General features: G+C 67.3%; 16 protein-coding genes. 5 read left to right on the top strand and 11 right to left on the bottom strand.

The genetic code is table 11. From position 1 onward, the window contains the following. Nucleotides 1-35: 35 nt before the first annotated feature. On the bottom strand, nucleotides 36-1,631 hold the full coding sequence (locus ACFVHY_RS14060; RefSeq protein ID WP_390272688.1) for a phytoene desaturase family protein: 1,596 nt from the start codon (nucleotides 1,629-1,631) through the stop codon (nucleotides 36-38). 61 nt (nucleotides 1,632-1,692) lie between these two features. Between ACFVHY_RS14060 and ACFVHY_RS14055 the strand changes: the two genes are divergently transcribed. Then, a complete protein-coding gene (locus ACFVHY_RS14055) occupies nucleotides 1,693-2,523 on the top strand; it encodes an aldo/keto reductase (protein WP_159369843.1) in 831 nt (276 codons plus the stop codon). 49 nt (nucleotides 2,524-2,572) lie between these two features. On the opposite strand, the gene ACFVHY_RS14050 is transcribed toward ACFVHY_RS14055, so the two are convergent. The 6 genes from ACFVHY_RS14050 to ACFVHY_RS14025 all read right to left on the bottom strand — a co-directional run bounded on the left by ACFVHY_RS14050 (nucleotide 2,573) and on the right by ACFVHY_RS14025 (nucleotide 10,055). Continuing rightward, nucleotides 2,573-3,085, bottom strand: coding sequence for a GtrA family protein (locus tag ACFVHY_RS14050; protein WP_082652886.1), 513 nt, complete (start codon nucleotides 3,083-3,085; stop codon nucleotides 2,573-2,575). 117 nt (nucleotides 3,086-3,202) lie between these two features. Further along, nucleotides 3,203-5,833, bottom strand: coding sequence for a dipeptide ABC transporter ATP-binding protein (locus tag ACFVHY_RS14045; RefSeq protein WP_390272685.1), 2,631 nt, complete (start codon nucleotides 5,831-5,833; stop codon nucleotides 3,203-3,205). Beyond that, entirely contained in the window at nucleotides 5,830-6,795 is a 966-nt protein-coding gene (locus ACFVHY_RS14040) for an ABC transporter permease (protein WP_390272682.1), read from the bottom strand. The genes ACFVHY_RS14045 and ACFVHY_RS14040 overlap by 4 nt, the downstream gene beginning before the upstream one ends. 1 nt (nucleotide 6,796) lies before the next feature. Next, complete coding sequence (locus ACFVHY_RS14035; protein ID WP_390272679.1) at nucleotides 6,797-8,407, bottom strand: ABC transporter substrate-binding protein; 1,611 nt, start codon at nucleotides 8,405-8,407, stop codon at nucleotides 6,797-6,799. 163 nt (nucleotides 8,408-8,570) lie between these two features. Next, entirely contained in the window at nucleotides 8,571-9,449 is an 879-nt protein-coding gene (locus ACFVHY_RS14030; RefSeq protein ID WP_058251131.1) for a TIGR03619 family F420-dependent LLM class oxidoreductase, read from the bottom strand. Between the two features lie 132 nt (nucleotides 9,450-9,581). Beyond that, nucleotides 9,582-10,055: a winged helix-turn-helix transcriptional regulator gene (locus ACFVHY_RS14025; RefSeq protein WP_390272677.1), complete on the bottom strand. Its 474-nt coding sequence runs from the start codon at nucleotides 10,053-10,055 to the stop codon at nucleotides 9,582-9,584. A 54-nt stretch (nucleotides 10,056-10,109) separates the two neighbouring features. On the opposite strand from ACFVHY_RS14025, the gene ACFVHY_RS14020 reads away from it, so the two are divergent. Continuing rightward, nucleotides 10,110-10,937: an acyl-CoA thioesterase gene (locus tag ACFVHY_RS14020; protein ID WP_390272873.1), complete on the top strand. Its 828-nt coding sequence runs from the start codon at nucleotides 10,110-10,112 to the stop codon at nucleotides 10,935-10,937. After that, on the top strand, nucleotides 10,922-12,349 hold the full coding sequence (locus ACFVHY_RS14015) for a DHA2 family efflux MFS transporter permease subunit (protein ID WP_390272675.1): 1,428 nt from the start codon (nucleotides 10,922-10,924) through the stop codon (nucleotides 12,347-12,349). Before ACFVHY_RS14020 ends, ACFVHY_RS14015 begins: the two co-directional genes overlap by 16 nt. Nucleotides 12,350-12,725: 376 nt before the next feature. On the opposite strand, the gene ACFVHY_RS14010 is transcribed toward ACFVHY_RS14015, so the two are convergent. The 4 genes from ACFVHY_RS14010 to ACFVHY_RS13995 form a co-directional block, all read right to left on the bottom strand. Next, the gene (locus tag ACFVHY_RS14010) at nucleotides 12,726-13,679 is read right to left on the bottom strand and encodes a glycosyltransferase (protein ID WP_390272673.1); all 954 of its coding nucleotides are present in this window, start codon (nucleotides 13,677-13,679) and stop codon (nucleotides 12,726-12,728) included. Continuing rightward, complete coding sequence (locus tag ACFVHY_RS14005) at nucleotides 13,676-14,515, bottom strand: ABC transporter ATP-binding protein (protein ID WP_390272672.1); 840 nt, start codon at nucleotides 14,513-14,515, stop codon at nucleotides 13,676-13,678. Before ACFVHY_RS14005 ends, ACFVHY_RS14010 begins: the two co-directional genes overlap by 4 nt. An 11-nt stretch (nucleotides 14,516-14,526) precedes the next feature. Then, complete coding sequence (locus ACFVHY_RS14000; protein ID WP_390272670.1) at nucleotides 14,527-15,390, bottom strand: ABC transporter permease; 864 nt, start codon at nucleotides 15,388-15,390, stop codon at nucleotides 14,527-14,529. An 85-nt stretch (nucleotides 15,391-15,475) separates the two neighbouring features. Next, the gene (locus tag ACFVHY_RS13995; RefSeq protein ID WP_390272668.1) at nucleotides 15,476-16,036 is read right to left on the bottom strand and encodes a bacterial proteasome activator family protein; all 561 of its coding nucleotides are present in this window, start codon (nucleotides 16,034-16,036) and stop codon (nucleotides 15,476-15,478) included. Between the two features lie 60 nt (nucleotides 16,037-16,096). Here ACFVHY_RS13995 and ACFVHY_RS13990 point away from each other — a divergent pair, with 60 nt between their 5' ends. Next, entirely contained in the window at nucleotides 16,097-17,293 is a 1,197-nt protein-coding gene (locus ACFVHY_RS13990; protein WP_137810775.1) for a cysteine desulfurase-like protein, read from the top strand. A 145-nt stretch (nucleotides 17,294-17,438) separates the two neighbouring features. Next, entirely contained in the window at nucleotides 17,439-17,861 is a 423-nt protein-coding gene (locus ACFVHY_RS13985; protein WP_390272665.1) for a MarR family winged helix-turn-helix transcriptional regulator, read from the top strand.

The raw sequence follows: 17,861 nt of genomic DNA, 5'->3' as shown, positions 1-17,861 counted from the left end.
GATCAGACCGCTCGATCGGGTCGCGGTCGCGAGGTTCAGTGTTCTCGACGAACCGGTGAGCGCGCACCCAGGACCGCGGCCGCGGCGTTGCGGCCCGGGATGCCGCTGACCCCGCCGCCGCGGCGAGCGCCCGCGCCGCACAACAGAAGTCGCGGATGCGGGGTCTCCACGCCCCACCCGCCGACCTCGGACACGGTCTCGGCCCACGGCCATCGCAACGGCCGGTGGAAGATGTGCCCGCCGGGCAGTCCGACGGCGTCCTCGAGGTCCTGCGGGGTCTTCGCCTCGATGCACGGCCGGCCGTTCGCATCGTGCGCGATCACCGACTGGATCGGTTCTCCCAATACCGAATTCAGCGAGGCGAAGGTCGCGCCGACGGCGTGCTCGACGGCACCGGGTTCGTCGAACACCTCCGGCGGCATGTGCAGGCCGAAAAGGGTCAGTGTGTGTTTGCCGGTGAGCTCCGGGCCCAGGATCGACGGGTCGGTGAGCGTGTGGCAGTAGATCTCACACGGCGGGACCTGCGGCACCTCACCACGATTCGCTTGCCGCCACGCGTCGTGCAGTTGGGTGCCGGTCTGGTTGATGTGGAAGGTCCCGGCGAATGCCGCCGCCGGCGGGGTCGACCCGTCGCGGAGTCGCGGTAACCGGTCGAGTAGCAGGTTGATCTTGAGTTGCGACCCGCGGGCGTCCGGCTCGCAGGGGATCGGCGTCCCGTCGAGGAACGTGTTGAACACCTGCGGCGCGCACGCGGCATAGAGCATCGAACCGCGGAAGGTGCCGCTCGTCGTCTCGACGGTCCCGTCGCCGGGATCGACGCCGGTGATCTCGACGCCCGTTCTGATCTCGGCTCCCGCCGAGGTCGCCGCCTGGTAGAGCGCACCCGACACCGCGCCCATCCCGCCGACCGGGACGTACCAGTCGCCGGTTCCGCCGCCGATCACGTGGTACAGGAAGCAGATGTTCTGGCGCAGGGACGGATCGTCGAGGTCGGCGAAGGTGCCGATGAGTCCGTCGGTGGCGGCGATCCCGCGGATCAGGTCGTCGTCGAAGTACTGACGGAGCAGCGTGCCCAGCGGCAGCGTGGTGAGCGCCTCCCACAGTTCGGCGGTCGACGTGTCGGTGGTGGACTTGTCTGGGCCGACGACGAGGTCATGCATGTTGGCGGCGGTCCGCAACGGCTGGGTCATGGTCGGGAAGACGCGGTCGGCGACCACACCGAGCCGACGGTAGAACGACTGCCACGCGGTGAAGCCGAGGTCGGAGCCGGTCACCCGCCGGAACGACGCGGCCGTCGCATCGTCGTCGAGGTTGTCGACGAGGATGCCGCGCGCCGGATCCGACGGCAGGGGCGTGTACGACGAATAGCGGCGTCGGATGAGTGTGACGTCGAGGCCGAGGTCGGTGATGATCTGGCTCGGCATCAGCGAGACCAGGTACGAGTACCGCGACAACCGCGCGGAGAGACCGGCGAACGGCGTCGCCGACACCGTGGCGCCGCCGACGTGGTCGGCCTTCTCGAGGACGAGCACACGTCGGCCGGCACGAGCGAGGTAGGCGGCAGCGGTCAGTCCGTTGTGTCCCGCGCCCACCACGATGTCGTCGTACGACGCGTCGTCTCCGGTGCTCATCGGTCAAGCGTTCCAGATCGACCGGCGGCGCAGGATGTGGTTGTCGACATATCCTGATGCGGTGGACATCCCCTCGGTCGAGCTCAGCAACGGCACCTCGATCCCCCTGGTGGGGCTCGGCACCTACAACATGCTCGGCCGGCCGGCCGTCAGTGCCGTCAGCTCGGCGATCAAGTCCGGTTACCGCCTGCTCGACACCGCGCCCCGGTACAGCAATGAGCTGAGTGTCGGGATGGGGCTGCACGGGACCGGCGTCCCGCGCGAGGAGATCGTCGTGCAGACCAAGCTGAGCGGCGGTGACCAGGGTTTCGACGAGGCGATCAACGCCGCCAAGGAGAGCGCTCGCCGGCTCGGTGTCGCGCATATCGACGTGTACCTCATCCACTGGCCGTGCCCGAGCCTGGGCCGCACCGTCGATTCCTGGAAAGCGCTGCTCACGCTCGCCGACGAGGGATACGTCCGCACACCCGGCGTCTCGAACTTCAAACAGCACCACCTGCAGATGCTCTTCGACGAGACGGGACGCTGGCCGGTTCTGAATCAGATCCAGTGCTCACCGTCGCTGCCGCGAACCGAGTTGCGGGAGTTCATGTCCGACAAGGGCATTCATGCTCAGGCGTGGCATCCGACCGGCCGCAAGGAAGGCCTGCTCGCCGACCCGGTCATCCTCCGGATCGCGCGCAAATACGGCAAGTCGCCGACGCAGATCGCATTGCGTTGGTCGGTGCAGAACGGCATCAGCGTCGTCCCGAAGTCGTCGCACACCGGCCGCCAGGTGGAGAACGCCGACCTGTTCGACTTCGCTCTCGACCCCGCCGACCTGGCCGAACTCGCCACCCTCGACCGCGGTGAGCGCGCCGCCCGTGACTCCGACGTCGACGAGGAGTTCTGACCCCGCCCGTCGACTGGGCGTCCGCTTTCGTTGACCGTGCGTTCTCGGGTCAGCGGATCTTGAAGATGACCATCCGCTGGACGACGAAGTTGATGACCGTCGCCGTGCCTTGGGCGACAACGTACGCCGCGAAGCTGTACAGCAGCGTTTCCTGCCAGGCATGCGACAGAAGCGTGTAGATGCCGACGTTGACGAAGTAGGTCACCACGTAGAGCGCGACGACCGACACGAACCGCGCCATGCTCGGTTCGGCTCGGAATGTCCATCGACGGTTCAGTAGGTACGCGACGGTGGTGCCGAGGATGAACCCGGCGGATTTCGCGGGCCAGAACGGGACGTCCAGACCGTATTGCAGGAGGATCGTCAGCCCGAAGTCCAGCAGCCCGGAGAACCCGCCGGTGATGACGAAGCGCACCAGCTGGGTCTTCAGGCCGACATTCGTCGACGCCTCTTCGTCGTCGAGGGGCAGCTCGATCGGCATCGGCGCATGGCGCGTGGCGAAGTCCTCGTGGCTCGGTTCTTCGTCATCGCGGACGTGGTCACCAGGGTCGGGTCGAGACACGCTGACACCCTAGCCGACGATGTCTTGGCTACCGTGCCGACGGGCGTTGCGGGGTTTCGACGCACAGTCGACGAAAACCAGCGCGCAGTCGACGAGATCGGACGCACAGTCGACGGGTCAGGCCCGCTGCGGGACCTCCGGCGGGATGGCCGCAAGCAACGCGCGGGTGTAGTCGGTCGCGGGGTCGTGGAGGATGGTCGACGCCGGTCCGCTCTCGACGACCTTCCCGTCCTGCATCACCGCGACGGTGTCGCTGATCTGCTCGACGACGGCCAGGTCGTGCGCGATGAACAGGTACGTCAGACCCTTCTGACGCTGGAGCTCGGCGAGCAGGTCGAGGACGCTGGCCTGCACCGACACGTCGAGCGACGCCGTCGACTCGTCCAGGATCAGGACCTCCGGGTCCGACGCCAGCGCCCGGGCGATGCTCACCCGCTGCCGCTGACCGCCGGACATCTCGTGCGGATAGCGGTCGAGGTATGACGCGTCGAGGCTGACGTCGGCGAGCAACTCTTCGGCACGACTCCGCGTGCCGTCCCGGCCGTCGGTGAGGCCGTGCGTCCGCAGCGGCTCGGCGATCGCCGCCGCCACCGTCATCCGCGGATCGAGCGAGGCGGCCGGGTCCTGGAACACCATGGCGACGCGGCGTCGGAGCAGGGCTTCGTCGGCACCGCGCGCCCCGATGGCCTCGACCCTCCGGCCGTCGAGGGTGACGGTCACGCTGCCCCGCACCGTCGTACCCTGGGCGGACGTGATGAGGCCGGTGATGACGCCGGCCACGGTCGACTTCCCCGATCCCGATTCGCCGACGATCCCGAGCGTCCGGCCACGAGCGACCTGCAGGTCGACCCCGTCGGCGGCGTGCACCACCCGGCGCCCCGACGGGCCGCGGACCACGTAGTCGACCCCCAGCCCGGTGACACTCAAGAGAGGCTCGTCGACCCGCTTCTGAAGAGGCGACGCGCCACCACGTTCGGTGACCTTGCTCAACAGCGGACGTGAGTCCAGCAGTGTGCGGCTGTACTCGTCCTGCGGGTCGTCGAACAGCGTTGTGACGTCATTGCTCTCGACGATCCGGCCGGATCGCAGCACCATCACCCGGTCGGCGATCCGCCCGATGACGCCGAGGTCGTGGCTGATCCACACCACCGCCATACCGCGCTCGCGCTGTAGTTTCGCGACCAGGTCGATGATCTGTGCCTGCGTGGTCACGTCGAGTGCGGTGGTGGCCTCGTCGGCGATGAGGAGTTCCGGATCGCAGGCCAACGCGATCGCGATCATGACGCGCTGCCGTTGGCCGCCGGACAACTGATGCGGGTATGCGCGCAAACGGCTTTCGGGGTCGGGCAGGTTCACGTCGCGCAGCAGGGTAAGGGCCCGTTCGCGCGCCTCGCCCCGCGAGAGACCGAGATGCCGGCGCGGACCCTCGGTCAGTTGTTGTTCGACGGTGAGCAGGGGATTGAGGCTCGACGACGGGTCCTGGAAAACGAAGCCGACTCGCGAACCGTGGAGGGCCCGGAGTTTCGCCGGTGTGGCGCCGACGATTTCGGTGTCGCCGAGGCGGGCCGACCCGCGGACGTAGGCGCTGGGCGCGTCGAAGAGACCGGTGGCCGACAACACGCTCAGTGACTTGCCTGAACCGCTCTCCCCGACGATCCCGAGCGTCTCACCCGGCGCGACCGAGAAACTGATGCCGTGCACGATCTCTCGCGGACCGACACCGACGACGAGGTCCTCCACGCGCAGCACCGATCCGTCGGGATCGCCGTGTTTCGCGGTCGACGGTGTGGTCACCGTCGGCGACTTGCGTTCGTACCCGCGGTTGCGCAGCAGCGTGCGCTGGCGCGGGTCGAGCACATCGCGTACGCCGTCGCCGACGAGGTTGAACGCGAAGACCGTCACGAGGATCGCCAGCCCGGGGAACACCCCCATCCACCAGGCGGTGGTGATGAACCCCTGTGCGTCGAAGAGCATCCGGCCCCAGGACGGGTCCGGTGGCTGGACGCCGAGACCGAGGAACGACAGCGCCGCCTCCGACAGGATCGCGAACGCGAGCGAGATGGAGGTCTGGACGATGACCGGACCCGAGATGTTCGGCAGCACATGCCGCAGGAGGATGGCGGGTGTTCGTACGCCCATGGTTCGTGACGCCTGGACGTACTGGGTCTGCCGTACCCGCAGGGTGTCGGCGCGCGCCACCCGGGCGAAGATCGGGATGTACACCACGCCGATCGCGATCATCGCCGAGGTGACGCCCGGACCCAGGATGGCCACGATGGCCAGCGCCAGCAGCAGCACCGGGAACGAGAACACCACGTCGACGATCCGCATGAGCGCGGTGTCGAGGACCCCGCCCGCGAAACCCGCGACCATGCCGAGGACCACGCCCACGGTGAGGGAGATCGCCACTGCGATGACCGCCACGCGCATGCTCACCGACGCGGCGAGCACCACCCGGGAGAAGACGTCGCGACCCAGGTCGTCGGTCCCGAAGAGGTGGGACCAGCTGGGCGCCTGCAGCGCATTCGGGACGTCGATCTCGTTGGCGCCGTACGGAGCGATGAGTGGACCGAACACCGCGCACACGAGGACGACCGCGATGATGATCAACCCGATCACCGAGGTGCGGTTGCGTAGCAGCAATCGCCAGGCCGAATCGGTCGACGCGTCGCTGTTGAGCTCGGTGCCGGCCGGTTCGTCGTCGACTCCGGTACCGGGTTCCGGCGGGTCGGGTGAGGTGAGGGTCATGACAGCCGAATCCTGGGATCGATGACGGCGTAGAGGATGTCGACGACGAGGTTGACGACAAGGAAGATCACCGCGATGAGCAGGATCGCACCCTGTAGGACCGGGTAGTCGCGCGCGGCGACCGAGTCGTAGACCAGCAGACCCAGTCCGGGCCAAGCGAACACGACCTCTACGACGATGACACCGCCGAGCAGACCTGCGAACTGGATACCGGAGATGGTCAGCACGGGTACGAGCGCGTTGCGTCCGACGTGATCGAGGAGAACACGCTTGGTGCTCAGCCCTTTCGATTCGGCCGTCGTCACGAACGGTGCGTTCACCACGTCGAGCACCGACGAGCGCACGTAGCGCGTCATGATCGCCCCCGTCACGACCCCGACCGTGATCGCCGGCAGCACGAGGTGTTCGAGCCAACCGAGTGGGTCGTCGGCGAAGGGTTGGTACCCGGCTGACGGTAACCAGCCGAGCGCGGTGGAGAAGAGGCCGATCAGCAGGATGCCCATCCAGAAGTCGGGCACGGAGATCCCGAACTGGCTCACCACGCGAATGACGTTGTCGGCCAGCCGACCTTCACGTAGCGCGGCCCAGAAACCGAGTGGCACGGCGATGAGCAACGCGACGACGATCGCCGCGGTCGCGAGTGTGATGGTGGCGGGAAGCCGATCGAAGAGCATCGTCGTGACCGGTTCGCTGTTGCGGAAGCTGACGCCGAGGTCGCCGGTGAAGGCACTGCCGACGTAATTCACCAGCTGTGACGCGAGCGGTTGGTCGAGCCCGGAGGCGCTGCGCAGCGCCTCATACGATTCCGGGGTGTAGCGGGTGCCGAGCGCGATGCGGACGGGATCGCCCGGCACGACCTGCATCAGGAAGAACACCGCGACGATCACGCCGAGCAACACCGCGACGGTGTAGAGCAGGCGCACGACGATGAAGCGCACCAACGGTGAGTGCAACGCGGTCATCTCAGCTCCTCTCCAGCCGGGCGTCGCGGAATCGAATGGCCTTGTCGGGACGAACGACATACCCCTGGAGCTGCGTCACAAAAGCCTGGGTCGACGACGGGTTGTAGAGGTAGAGGTAGCTCACGTCGTCGGCGATGATGCTCGCGGCCTCGGCGTAGATCCGCTTGCGGGCCTCGACGTCGAGTTCGGTTCGACCCCGGTCCAACAAGGCGTCGACCTCGGGGTTCGAGTACTTCTGCGAGTTCGACGTGCCCTCGGAATGGTGTTGGGCGTAGTAGAAGTCGTCTGGGTCGATGTTGCCCAGCCAACCGAGCAGCAGGGCGTCGAAGTCGCCGGCGGCCTGGCGGTCGAGCCACGCGCCGAAGTCGAGTTGTTCGATCCGCACGTCGATCCCGACGTCGGCGAGGTTCGACGCGATCACCTGCGCCGCCGTCACCGTCTCGGGATACTCGGTGGTCACCATCAGGCGCATGTCGAGTCCGCGGATGCCGGCCTGCCGGAGCAGGTCTCTGGCCTTCGCGACGGCGGCGTCGCGGTCGAGTCCGGCGGTATAGCGGTCGTAGGGTGCGAACCAGGGACTGGTCGCGGGGATCGCGAGCTCGTTGGGCGTCGCGGTCCCGTACCCGACGACCTGCGCGATCGAGTCCCGGTCGATCGCATACGCGACCGCCTGGCGGACCCGGGTGTCGTCGAACGGCGGGGCGTCGAAGTTCATCGTGACGTACCAGTAGTCGTTGGCGACCACGGTTCCGACATCGACTGTGTCGTCGCGGCGCAGGATGCTGAGCTGCTGGGCGGGAATGGCGTCGGTCCAGTCGATCTCGCGGGATCGGAGCGCGGACACTGCGGTGGTGCCCTGTGAGATGAAGCTGTAACGGACTCCGTCGACGGCGGGTGCGCCGCCCCAGTAAGCGGGATTGGACGCCAGCACGATGGATGCGCCCGGCGACCGGGAGACGAACGAGAACGGCCCAGTCCCGATCGGCCTCGTTGTGATCTCACCGGATTCGACGTTGCGGCGGTTGACGATGGCCAGTCCCTTGAATCCGCCGATGCTGGTCAGCAGATTGGGGGGCGGCGCGCTGACGGTGAACCGGACCCGACGGTCGTCGAGGGCGGTGATCGACGCGATGGCCTCGAGTTTGTATGCGTTGGACAGTTCTTCGTCGATGATCCGACGGAAGGAGTATTCGACATCGGCTGCGGTCAGCGGGTCGCCGTTGTGGAACGTGACCCCGTCGCGCAGCGTGAACGTCCATTGCAGGCCGTCCGGGCTGACCTCCCAGCTCTCGGCCAGTGCCGGCCGCATCTGGAGTTGCTCGTCGGGTTCGACGAGGGTGTCGAAGACGTTCTCGAGTACTTCGAAGGTGAAGTAGGAACTGGACTTCTGCGGGTCGAGCTGGTCGGGTTCACCGGCGATGGCGGCCTTGATGGTGTTGACGGTGTCCGACGACCCGCCACCGCATGCGGCCAGCACGGACGTGCCCAGCAAGGCGGTTCCGGCGACACCGGCGACGCGAAGGAACCCGCGGCGATCGAGTACGTCGGGTCTGGGCGGCGGAAGCTGCTCGCGCACAGATGAATACACCGACCCGCTCGGCGAATCGGTCATCACTGTCCTCCCGCCCGGCGAGTGTTCGCCTCGGAGTCTCACCGCACGTCGGCCGCGCCACGGCATGCGTGAGGCGCCCTGCTGTGCAGTGTGCCCCAGGGGTACAGGTGGTGCAACCGTGCCATACCTCCGCGGACGGAGAAGTTGCGGCAGGAGGACAGGATCAGCTGTTGACCTTCGCGATCACGTTGTCGGCGTACCAGTTCAGATGGTCGATCTTGGTCTGCAGCGGCTCGGTGTCGTCGCCCATGACATACGGCAGCCGGAAACCGACGATCACGTCGGTGATCCCCTTGTCTTCCAGCCGCTTACATCCGTCGACGGTGTAGGCGTCCATGGAGATCACGTGGATCTCGAACGGATCGTTGGTCTTTCCCTCGGCCTTGCGGATCTCGTTGATCCGGTCCAGCAGCGTCTCGAGCTCCTCGGGCGGACCGCCACCGTGCATCCAGCCGTCACCGCGGATGACCGCACGACGCAGCGCGGCGTCGGCGTGACCGCCCACCAGCAGCGGGATCGGTTCGGTGGGCGCGGGCGTCATCTTGATCTTGGGGATGTCGTAGAACTCGCCGTGGAACTCGAAGTACTCGCCGGTCGTCAGACCGCGGATGATGTCCATGCATTCGTCCATCCGCTTGCCGCGGCGCTTGAAGTCCACGCCCATGAAGTCGTAGTCCTCGGGCCACGGACTCGTGCCGACGCCCATCGCGAAGCGGTTGTTCGTCAGGTACGCCACCGAGCTGGCCTGCTTGGCGACCAGCGCGGGCGGGCGGACCGGCAGCTTCACCACGAAGGGCGTGAAACGGATGGTCGAGGTGACCGCGCCGAGCGCTGCGGCCTGGATGAACGTCTCGATGAACGCCTTGCCGTCGAGGAACTCGCGATTGCCGTCCGGGGTGTACGGATACTTCGCGTCCGATTCCTCCGGATAGGCCAGCGAGTCGGGAATGGTGAAGCCGGCGTACCCCGCGGCTTCGGCGGCCTGCGCGAGCGGCGCGTAGTACGACGGATCGGTCATGGCCTCGGCATACGTGAACCGCATCATGCTCCTCGGGACGGCAGTGAAACTCCGTCCACAGTAGAACACGTTCTAGTTATGCGACATGGACTTCGTCATCGTCGCAGGTCTCCAGCGCGCAGGGGGCGGCGATTGTTGGCTGGTGGCGGCCCAGGGTCAGCGAAGCCCCGTGAGGGGATTGTCCGAAGTCGCGCCGGGGCCCGGGTGTACGCGTAGTTCGCCGGTGCCGATTCGCTCGCCGCACGCGGAGCACGTCGGCTCGACCGTCATCGTCTGGCCGCAGGAGTGCGTCGACACCACCGGTGCGCCGTCCTCGGCGGTCCACCGGTCACCCCACTGACGTAACGCGGCCAGGACCGTCCAGAGGTCCCGGCCCTTCTCGGTGAGGCGGTAGTCGTAGCGCACCGGGTTGTCCTGGTAGGGCTCCTTCGCCAGGACTCCGTGTTCGACGAGGGTGTCCAGTCGCTGGGTCAACACGTTCCGCGCGATGCCGAGCCGCGACGAGAACTCGTCGAATCGCGTCACGCCGAACATCGCGTCCCGGACGATCAGCAGCGTCCACCATTCGCCGACGATCTCCAGTGTTTGGGCGATCGAGCAGTTCATCTCGGCGAACGAGGCGCGGCGCATGAGATCGAGAGTAGTGGGTTGCGTGATGCAACTCAACCTGCTTGCATGAGTTGCGTGAAGCAACTCAGCAGGCAAGAAGCCGTTGATGACGGATTGTTGGACAGTTTCGGAGCGACCCCGACCGGAGACGGTCGATGGTCGGCGACCATCGACCGTTCCTGGTGGGGATGGTCGGGCCCGCACGGTGGTGCCATCGCGGCGCTGGCCGTCCGGGTCGGCGCCGATGCAGCGCCGGGTACGACGGTGCGCGCTCTCGATCTGCGATTCGTCGGCAAGCCCGACGGCGGGGAGTTGCTCCTGACGCCGACGGTCCGGGAGGTCGGTCGGCACACGAGGGTCGTCGACGTCACGGTCACCCAGGCGGGTGTCGACATCGCGTCGGCATCAGTCACGACCGGGCGGGTCGGGGAATCCGCACCCACCGATGTCATCGACCGGGTCGCGGGCGTTCCCGGCCCGGAAGGGCTCGACCCCTTCATGATTCCCCCGGAGATCGTGCCGATGGGCGCGCAGCTCGATGTGCGACCGGTCGACGGTCCGCTCGCGCTCACCGGAGCCGACGAGGCCTGGATGCGGGCATGGATCACCACCCGAACCCCGATGGCCGTCGACGCCGGTTACCTGGCCCTGCTGGCGGACTGCCTACCGCCCGCCGTCTTCCCGACTCTGACCGCGCCGCTCGCACTCCCGACGGTGGCATTCTCCATGCACGTGACGGCGCCGCTGGACGACGCCACTCCGGCGCCGGTTCTCGTCCATACGCGTAACACCTCGACGTCCGGCGGCTGGTCGGTCGACGACACCACGCTGCGCGACCGCGGCGGACGGCTCCTCGCCTCCGCGCGCCAGAGCCGCCGGGTTCTCGGATGGCCGGTCCGATGACGGTCACTCGAAGCGGCCCGGCGACGCCGGCGCCGACTGTCGCGCGGCCCGGCCTCGTCCTGCTCATCCTGTCTGGGGCGGCGTTCATGGCCAGCCTCGACGTCTTCATCGTCAACGTCGCCTTCGACGACATCGGTGCCGACTTCACCGGCGCGACCCTGTCCCAGATGTCCTGGATCCTCAACGCGTACGCCATCCTGTATGCGGCGCTCCTTGTTCCGGCGGGCCGGATCGTCGATCGGTACGGCCGCAAGGGCGGCTTCCTGCTCGGTCTCGCGATCTTCACCGCGGCGAGTGCGGCATGTGCCGCGGCGCAGGGCGTCTGGTGGCTGGTGGCATTCCGCGCACTGCAGGCACTCGGCGCGGCGATTCTGACCCCGGCGAGCCTGGGTCTGGTCGTGGCGACGTTGCCGCCGGAACGTCGGGCCCGGTCGGTGCGCATCTGGGCGGCCACCGGCGCCCTGGCCGCGGCCTTCGGGCCGGCCGTCGGCGGTCTTCTCGTCGAGGCGTCGTGGCGCTGGGTGTTCCTGGTCAACGTGCCCGTCGGCGTGGCGGCGATCGTCGCCGGGGCGATCGTACTGTCCCGCCCCCAAAACGTCTCGGCCAGTGGCTTTCCGGACGCGTTGGGCGCGCTTCTCCTGGTCGTCTCGGTGGGGGCCTTGACACTCGGTCTGGTCCAGGGGAGTGAGTGGGGTTGGACGGATGCGCGGATCACCGGTGCGTGGATCGTCGCCGGGGTAGGGCTCGTCGGCTTCGTCCTCAGTTCGGCGCGTCATCCCGAACCGGTGATCTCGCCTGCACTGCTGCGGATCCGGGCCTTCTCGGTCGCGAACGTGACGATGCTGCTGTTCTCCATCCCGTTCGCGGGCGCACTTCTCGCGAACATCCTGTGGTTGCAGCAGGTCTGGGGCTTCTCGCCGATCGTGACGGGTCTCGCGGTGTCAACCGGACCGCTGATGGTCCCGATCTTCGCGGCCGTGTCGCACCGCCTCAGTGCGCGGGTCCCGGTGGGGCGGCTCGTTGCGTTCGGTTGTGTGCTCTTCGGTCTCGGGTCCGCCCTCATCGCGCTGTCGGTCGACGCCACACCGGATTTCGCCACCGAGTTCCTGCCGGGCTGGCTGATCGGCGGTGTCGGAGTGGGCTTCGCGTTGCCGTCGATCCTCTCCTCGGCGACCGCCGACCTCCCCGCAGATCAGGCCGCCACCGGAAGCGCGGTGGTCAACATGAGTCGTCAGATCGGCATGTCGCTGGGTGTCAGCTTGCTGGTCGCGATCATCGGCACCTCGGCGGTGTACGCCGATGTGCACGACTCGTTCCTGACCGCCTGGTGGGTACTCGCGGGAATCGCTGCGCTGGGCGCGATCTCGGCGTTGGGGATGACCCCGCGAGCGGTGCCGAATTCCGCTCCCTGAGGAGCGTTCGGAGCTTGCGGAGAACGCAGGCGGCTCCTCCTGTTCCCTGAGGAGCGTTCGGAGCTTGCGGAGAACGCAGGCGGCTCCTCCTGTTCCCTGAGGAGCGTTCGGAGCTTGCGGAGAACGCGTCACGAAGGGTTGCGGCGACCCTTCGTGACGACCCTCCGCAGGCTCCGGGTCTCCTCAGGGAGCGTTGTGGTTGACGACCCTCCGCAGGCTCCGGGTCTCCTCAGGGAGCGTTGTGGTTGACGACCCTCCGCAGGCTCCGGGTCTCCTCAGGGAGCGTTGTGGTTGACGACCCTCCGCAGGCTCCGGGTCTCCTCAGGGAGCAGAAGTCCTGCGGCTCACACGGATTTGGCAGTGAGAGAGCAAGTGCTCAGGGACGCGTGAACCGCTCCCGACGACCGAGGCCGCGGAGCCGCACCCACTCGGCGAACCCCTTCGGATCACGTTGCTGCACAAGGAAGAACCAACCGAAGCGGGCATACTCCTGCGGCAACAGCTTTCGGAGTCCGGGCTGGCTCATCAGGTAGCCGCGGTTGCGGTAGGTGAAGAACCGCTTGGTGTCGTTGTCGGGGTACTGGGTGTGCATGCGACCGCCCAGGATCGGTCGGAATTCCGCCGAGCCGTCGGGGTGGAGGTATCCCGCGCGCAGGCAGGTACCGAACCGCACGCCCGAGCGGACCAGCCGACGGTGCACCTCCACCTCGTCGCCGCGGAAGAACAATCGCAGGTCCGGCACGCCCACCTGCTCGAGGCACCGTGCGGAGAACAGAGCGCCGTTGAACAGCGACGCGATACCGGGCAGCAGATCGTCGTCCTGGGTCTCACCGGTGACATCTGACCCGCTCGCTTCGCTCCCGGCGTCGGCAAAGAGTTCCGACCGTTTACGGCGCCACACGAGTCCGCGTCGAAGCGGAAAGGCGAGGGTGTCCGGGTCATCGAGGTTGGCGACCACCGGTGACACCTCGTCGAGGTCATGCCGTGCGGCGCAGTCGAGCAGCGTCGAGAGAACCATCGGACCGTCGGGTCGGCCGTCGTCGTCGGCGCACCAGACCCAGTCGGCGCCGAGGGCGAGCGCATGCAGCATGCCCAAGGCGAATCCGCCGGCACCGCCGAGATTGCGCTCCGATCCCAGGTACGTCGTCGGAACGGGCTGCGCCGCAACGAGTTCGGCGACTTCGGGCTCGTCGGCGTTGTCGACGACGATCAGATGGTCGACGGGCCGGTCCTGGCCCGACACCACGGCCAGCGACTCGGCGAGCAACTCCGCGCGACGGTGCGTGACCACGACCGCGATGACCTTCGGAGCGACGGCGCCCTCGGTCACTCCGGAGTCCCCTTCTTGTCCGCCTTCTCCAGGTCGGCGATCACCCTGCGGACGTGTGCCGCGGCATCGGGGCCCTCATAGGCTTCGACGACCTCTTCGATGCCGCCTTCCATGCGGACCTGTCCGTGATCGATCCACAGGGCGCGGTCGCACAACTGGGCCAGGAACTCATTGGAATGGCTGGCGAACACCAGGATTCCCGACCGCTCGACGAGCGCCTGGAGCCGACCCCGCGCCTTGCGCATGAAGTCGGCGTCGACGGCGCCGATGCCCTCGTCGAGGATGAGGATCTCCGGGTCGATGGAGGTCACCACGCCGAGTGCGATGCGCACCCGCATACCGGTGGAGTAGGTGCGCAGCGGCATCTGCAGGTAGTCGCCGAGCTCGGTGAACTCCGCGATGTCGTCGATCTTCTTGAGCATCTCCTTGCGCGTCATGCCCAGGAACATGCCGCGGATGATGATGTTCTCGTAGCCGGAGATCTCGGGGTCCATGCCGACGCCGAGGTCGAAGACGGGCGCGACCCGGCCGTGCACCCGGCAGGCGCCGCGCGTGGGTTCGTAGATGCCCGACAGCAGACGCAGAAGCGTCGACTTGCCGGCGCCGTTGTGGCCGACCAGCCCGATCCGGTCGCCGTGCTTGAGGTGCAGGTTGATGTCCTTGAGCGCCTCGACGACCACCACGTTCGACTCGGTGGAGCCGATGACGCCGCCCGCCGCGCCGATCACCGACTTCTTGAGCGACCGCGTCTTGGCGTCGAAGATCGGGAAGTCCACACACGCGTCCCACGTGTCCACGCGGACGCGGGTGTCGCCGAGATCGTTGTTCTTGGCCATCGAATCCGTCCCTACACCCAGTACGCCACGCGGGCCCGGTAGTTGCGCAACACCATCATGGCCAGCACCCAGCCCACGGCGGTGCAGCCCAGGACGACGGCCCAGTGGTAGAACTCGACCGGCTCGCCCAGCAGCGGTCCGCGTGCGATCTCCAGATAGTGGAACATCGGGTTCAGCTCGACGAGCTTCAACCTCGACGACGCCTCGCCGGTCGCATTGCCGAGGCTCTGCGTCGTCCAGATGATCGGCGTCATGAAGAAGACCAGCTGCACCGCGGTGGTGAGGAGCTGGCCGATGTCGCGGAATCGGGTCGACAGGATGCCGAACACGATCGTCACCCAGATCGAATTGACCACATACAGCGCGAGGGCCGGGACGATCAGCGTGACGGTCCAGTTGAGCGGGGGCGGGAAGATCAGGAACAGGATGACGATGATGACGACGTTGTGCGCGAAGATGATCAGCGCACGCCACACCACTCGGTAGACGTGCACGCTCACCGGGGCCGGAAGCTGTTTGATCAGCCCCTCGTTTTTCGAGAAGACCTCGGAGCCCTCGAGGATCGAGCTCGAGATGAAGTTCCAGAAGATGAAGCCGAGCGCGACGTACGGCAGGAACACCCTGATGTCCATGCCGAAGAGCTCGCCGTAGAGCAGGCCCATGGCGATCGCGGTCACACCGGTCGCAATCACGATCCACAGCGGTCCCAGGACCGAACGTCGGTAGCGCTGCTTGATGTCCTGCCAGCCGAGGTGGAACCACAGCTCGCGGCTGGCGAAACCGTCGCGGAGGTCCTTGACCGCGCGCGCGAAGCTGCGCGAATCAGAGCCCTGGGGACGCGCGGGGATCGCGTCGTCGTCTACTACCGCTGACACGAGGAGTCAGCGTACCCCTCGGCCCATCCGCTGCCCGCTGCCGGTTGAGCGGGTGACCCTCAGCCGGTTGAGCCGGTGTGGCGACTTAGAGGTACTGCCCCGTGCTGTGGCCGGGTCCGCCGGCACCACCGGGGGCGGGCATGCCGGGCGGAAGCGCGCCCTGACGCATCTGCTCGAGCTGGGCGCGGGCGGCCATCTGCTGGGCGAACAGTGCGGTCTGGATGCCGTGGAAGAGTCCCTCGAGCCAGCCCACGAGCTGGGCCTGGGCGATGCGGAGCTCGGCGTCCGACGGGGTGCCCTCGTCGGAGAAGGGGAGCGCGAGACGTTCGAGTTCCTCGCGCAACTCCGGGGCGAGGCCTTCTTCGAGTTCACGCACCGACGACTGGTGGATCTCACGCAGGCGATTGCGCGACGCGTCGTCGAGAGGAGCCGCACGGACCTCTTCGAGCAGCTGCTTGATCATCGTGCCGATGCGCATGACCTTGGCGGGTTGCTCGACCATGTCGGCGACGCTGGTCGATTCTGACGACTCGCCATCCGTCTGTCCATCCGTGCCCGCGCCGACGACGATCACGTTGTCGGAGTCGCCGGCCGAGCCGAACGGTCCTGGGGTGGGGCCGGGTCCTGGAGTGCCTTCGATAGCCATGCGTCCCATTGTGCCCGGACACCGCGAAACGGCAGATGGCCGACGTCTATCCTCGTGCCCATGGCTTTCGACGTCGCCTATGTGCGTGGATTGATTCCATCGCTCGGCGACGGCTGGATCCATCTCGACCCGCAGGCGGGGATGCAGATCCCCGATTCGGTCGCGACCGCTGTGACCACCAGTTTCCGTTCTCTGTCCGCCGCCCCGGGCGGGGTCTACCCGTCGGCTCGCGCAAGCGCGGAGGTGGTCGACGGTGCCCGGCGCGCGATCGCCGATCTCGTCGGCGGAGACGCCGCGGGTGTGGTGCTCGGACCGTCGCGGTACGTGCTGCTGGCCGGTCTGGCGGAGGCGCTCGCGCCGCATGCGTGGCTGCGGGGTGACGTCGTCGTCACGCGTCAGGACGACGAGCCGAACATCGTGCCGTGGCTGCGCGCGGCGGATCGTTATGGTGGCCGGGTTCGCTGGGCCGAGGTCGACGTCGAGACCGGCGGACTGCCGGCCTGGCAGTTCGGCGATCTCGTCACTCCGGATACAGAGGTCGTCGCGGTGACGTTGGCGTCGTCCACGACGGGGGCCGTCACCGACATCAGCGAGATCGCGCCGCTGGTCCGCGAAGCCGGCGCGCTGCTGGTCGTCGACGCCACCAACGCGGCGCCGTACATCAGCCTGGACATCCACGACCTGGGTGCCGACGTCCTCGTCGTGTCTGCTGAGCGGTGGGGTGGTCCCCGCATGGCGGCCATGGCCTTCCGCGAACCCCACCTGATCGACCGGCTGAAGCTGATGTCGATGGACCCGTCCGCGCGCGGACCCGCCCGGCTCGAACCCGAACCGCATCAGGGCGCGATGCTCGCCGGATTGGTCGCTTCGGTGGAACACCTCGCCGGACTCGACGAGGCCGGCATCGGCAAGCGTCGGCGGCGTCTCGTCACGTCGATGGACGGTGTCTACGAGTATCTGCAGCGCCTCAACTATTACCTGGTCACGACGCTGTCCCAGCTCAACCATGTGAACCTCGTGGGGACCGAGGAGAACCGGATACCCCTGGCGAGCTTCACCGTGGAGTCGGTGGGTGCCGACAAGGTCGTCCGGCGCCTGGCCGACAACGGTGTCTGCGCACTCGCCGACCTTCCCAACCGCGCACTCGCACGGATGGGCGCACCCGACTTCGGCGGTGCTGTCACGGTCGGGCTGGCCCCGTACTCGACGCCGTACGAGGTCGATCACCTGGTGCGAACGCTGGGTTCATTGGCCTGAAGCGACCGGCAACCCTTCCGAAATTCACTATGGTGTTGTTTGGGTTAACGACAATGTATGTTGTCATGCTGTGTCGGCAAAAACGATTGATGGTCCAGAAAAGGGCCCGCCCCGGTCGCTCACCGCTGCGGAGGCCGAGAGCTGGATGAACCTCGTCGACGGCGGCTGGGCGCTCTTCGCCCGCGTCAACGACGAGTTCGCGAAACGCGGTCTGTCCGTATCCGATCTGCGCATTCTCGAAGCGGTCTGTACCAACCGGCAGTTGAGCGTCAGCGAGGTCGCCGACGCCGTGCACATGCGGATCAGCACGGTGTCGCGCATGATCGGCCGGCTCAGCGACGACGGCAACATCCACCGGTTCGAGTCGAAAGCCGACGGCCGACACCGACTCGTGCGTCTGACCGATCACGGTCGGCGCACCCTTGCCATCCACGTGAACGTCAGAGATCAGGTGATCCGGCAATTCGTCGTCGACGCGATGACCCCGGAGGAGTTCACCGCCCTTGGCGTCGCGTTCCGCAAGATCCGGGAGGCCGTCGACGCCGCGGAGCCCGCGGCCTCCGACTGA

Source organism: Gordonia sp. NPDC127522 (assembly GCF_042672305.1).
In the GTDB taxonomy this organism is placed as follows: domain Bacteria; phylum Actinomycetota; class Actinomycetes; order Mycobacteriales; family Mycobacteriaceae; genus Gordonia; species Gordonia hongkongensis.
This window is presented reverse-complemented; position numbering and strand designations above follow the sequence as displayed.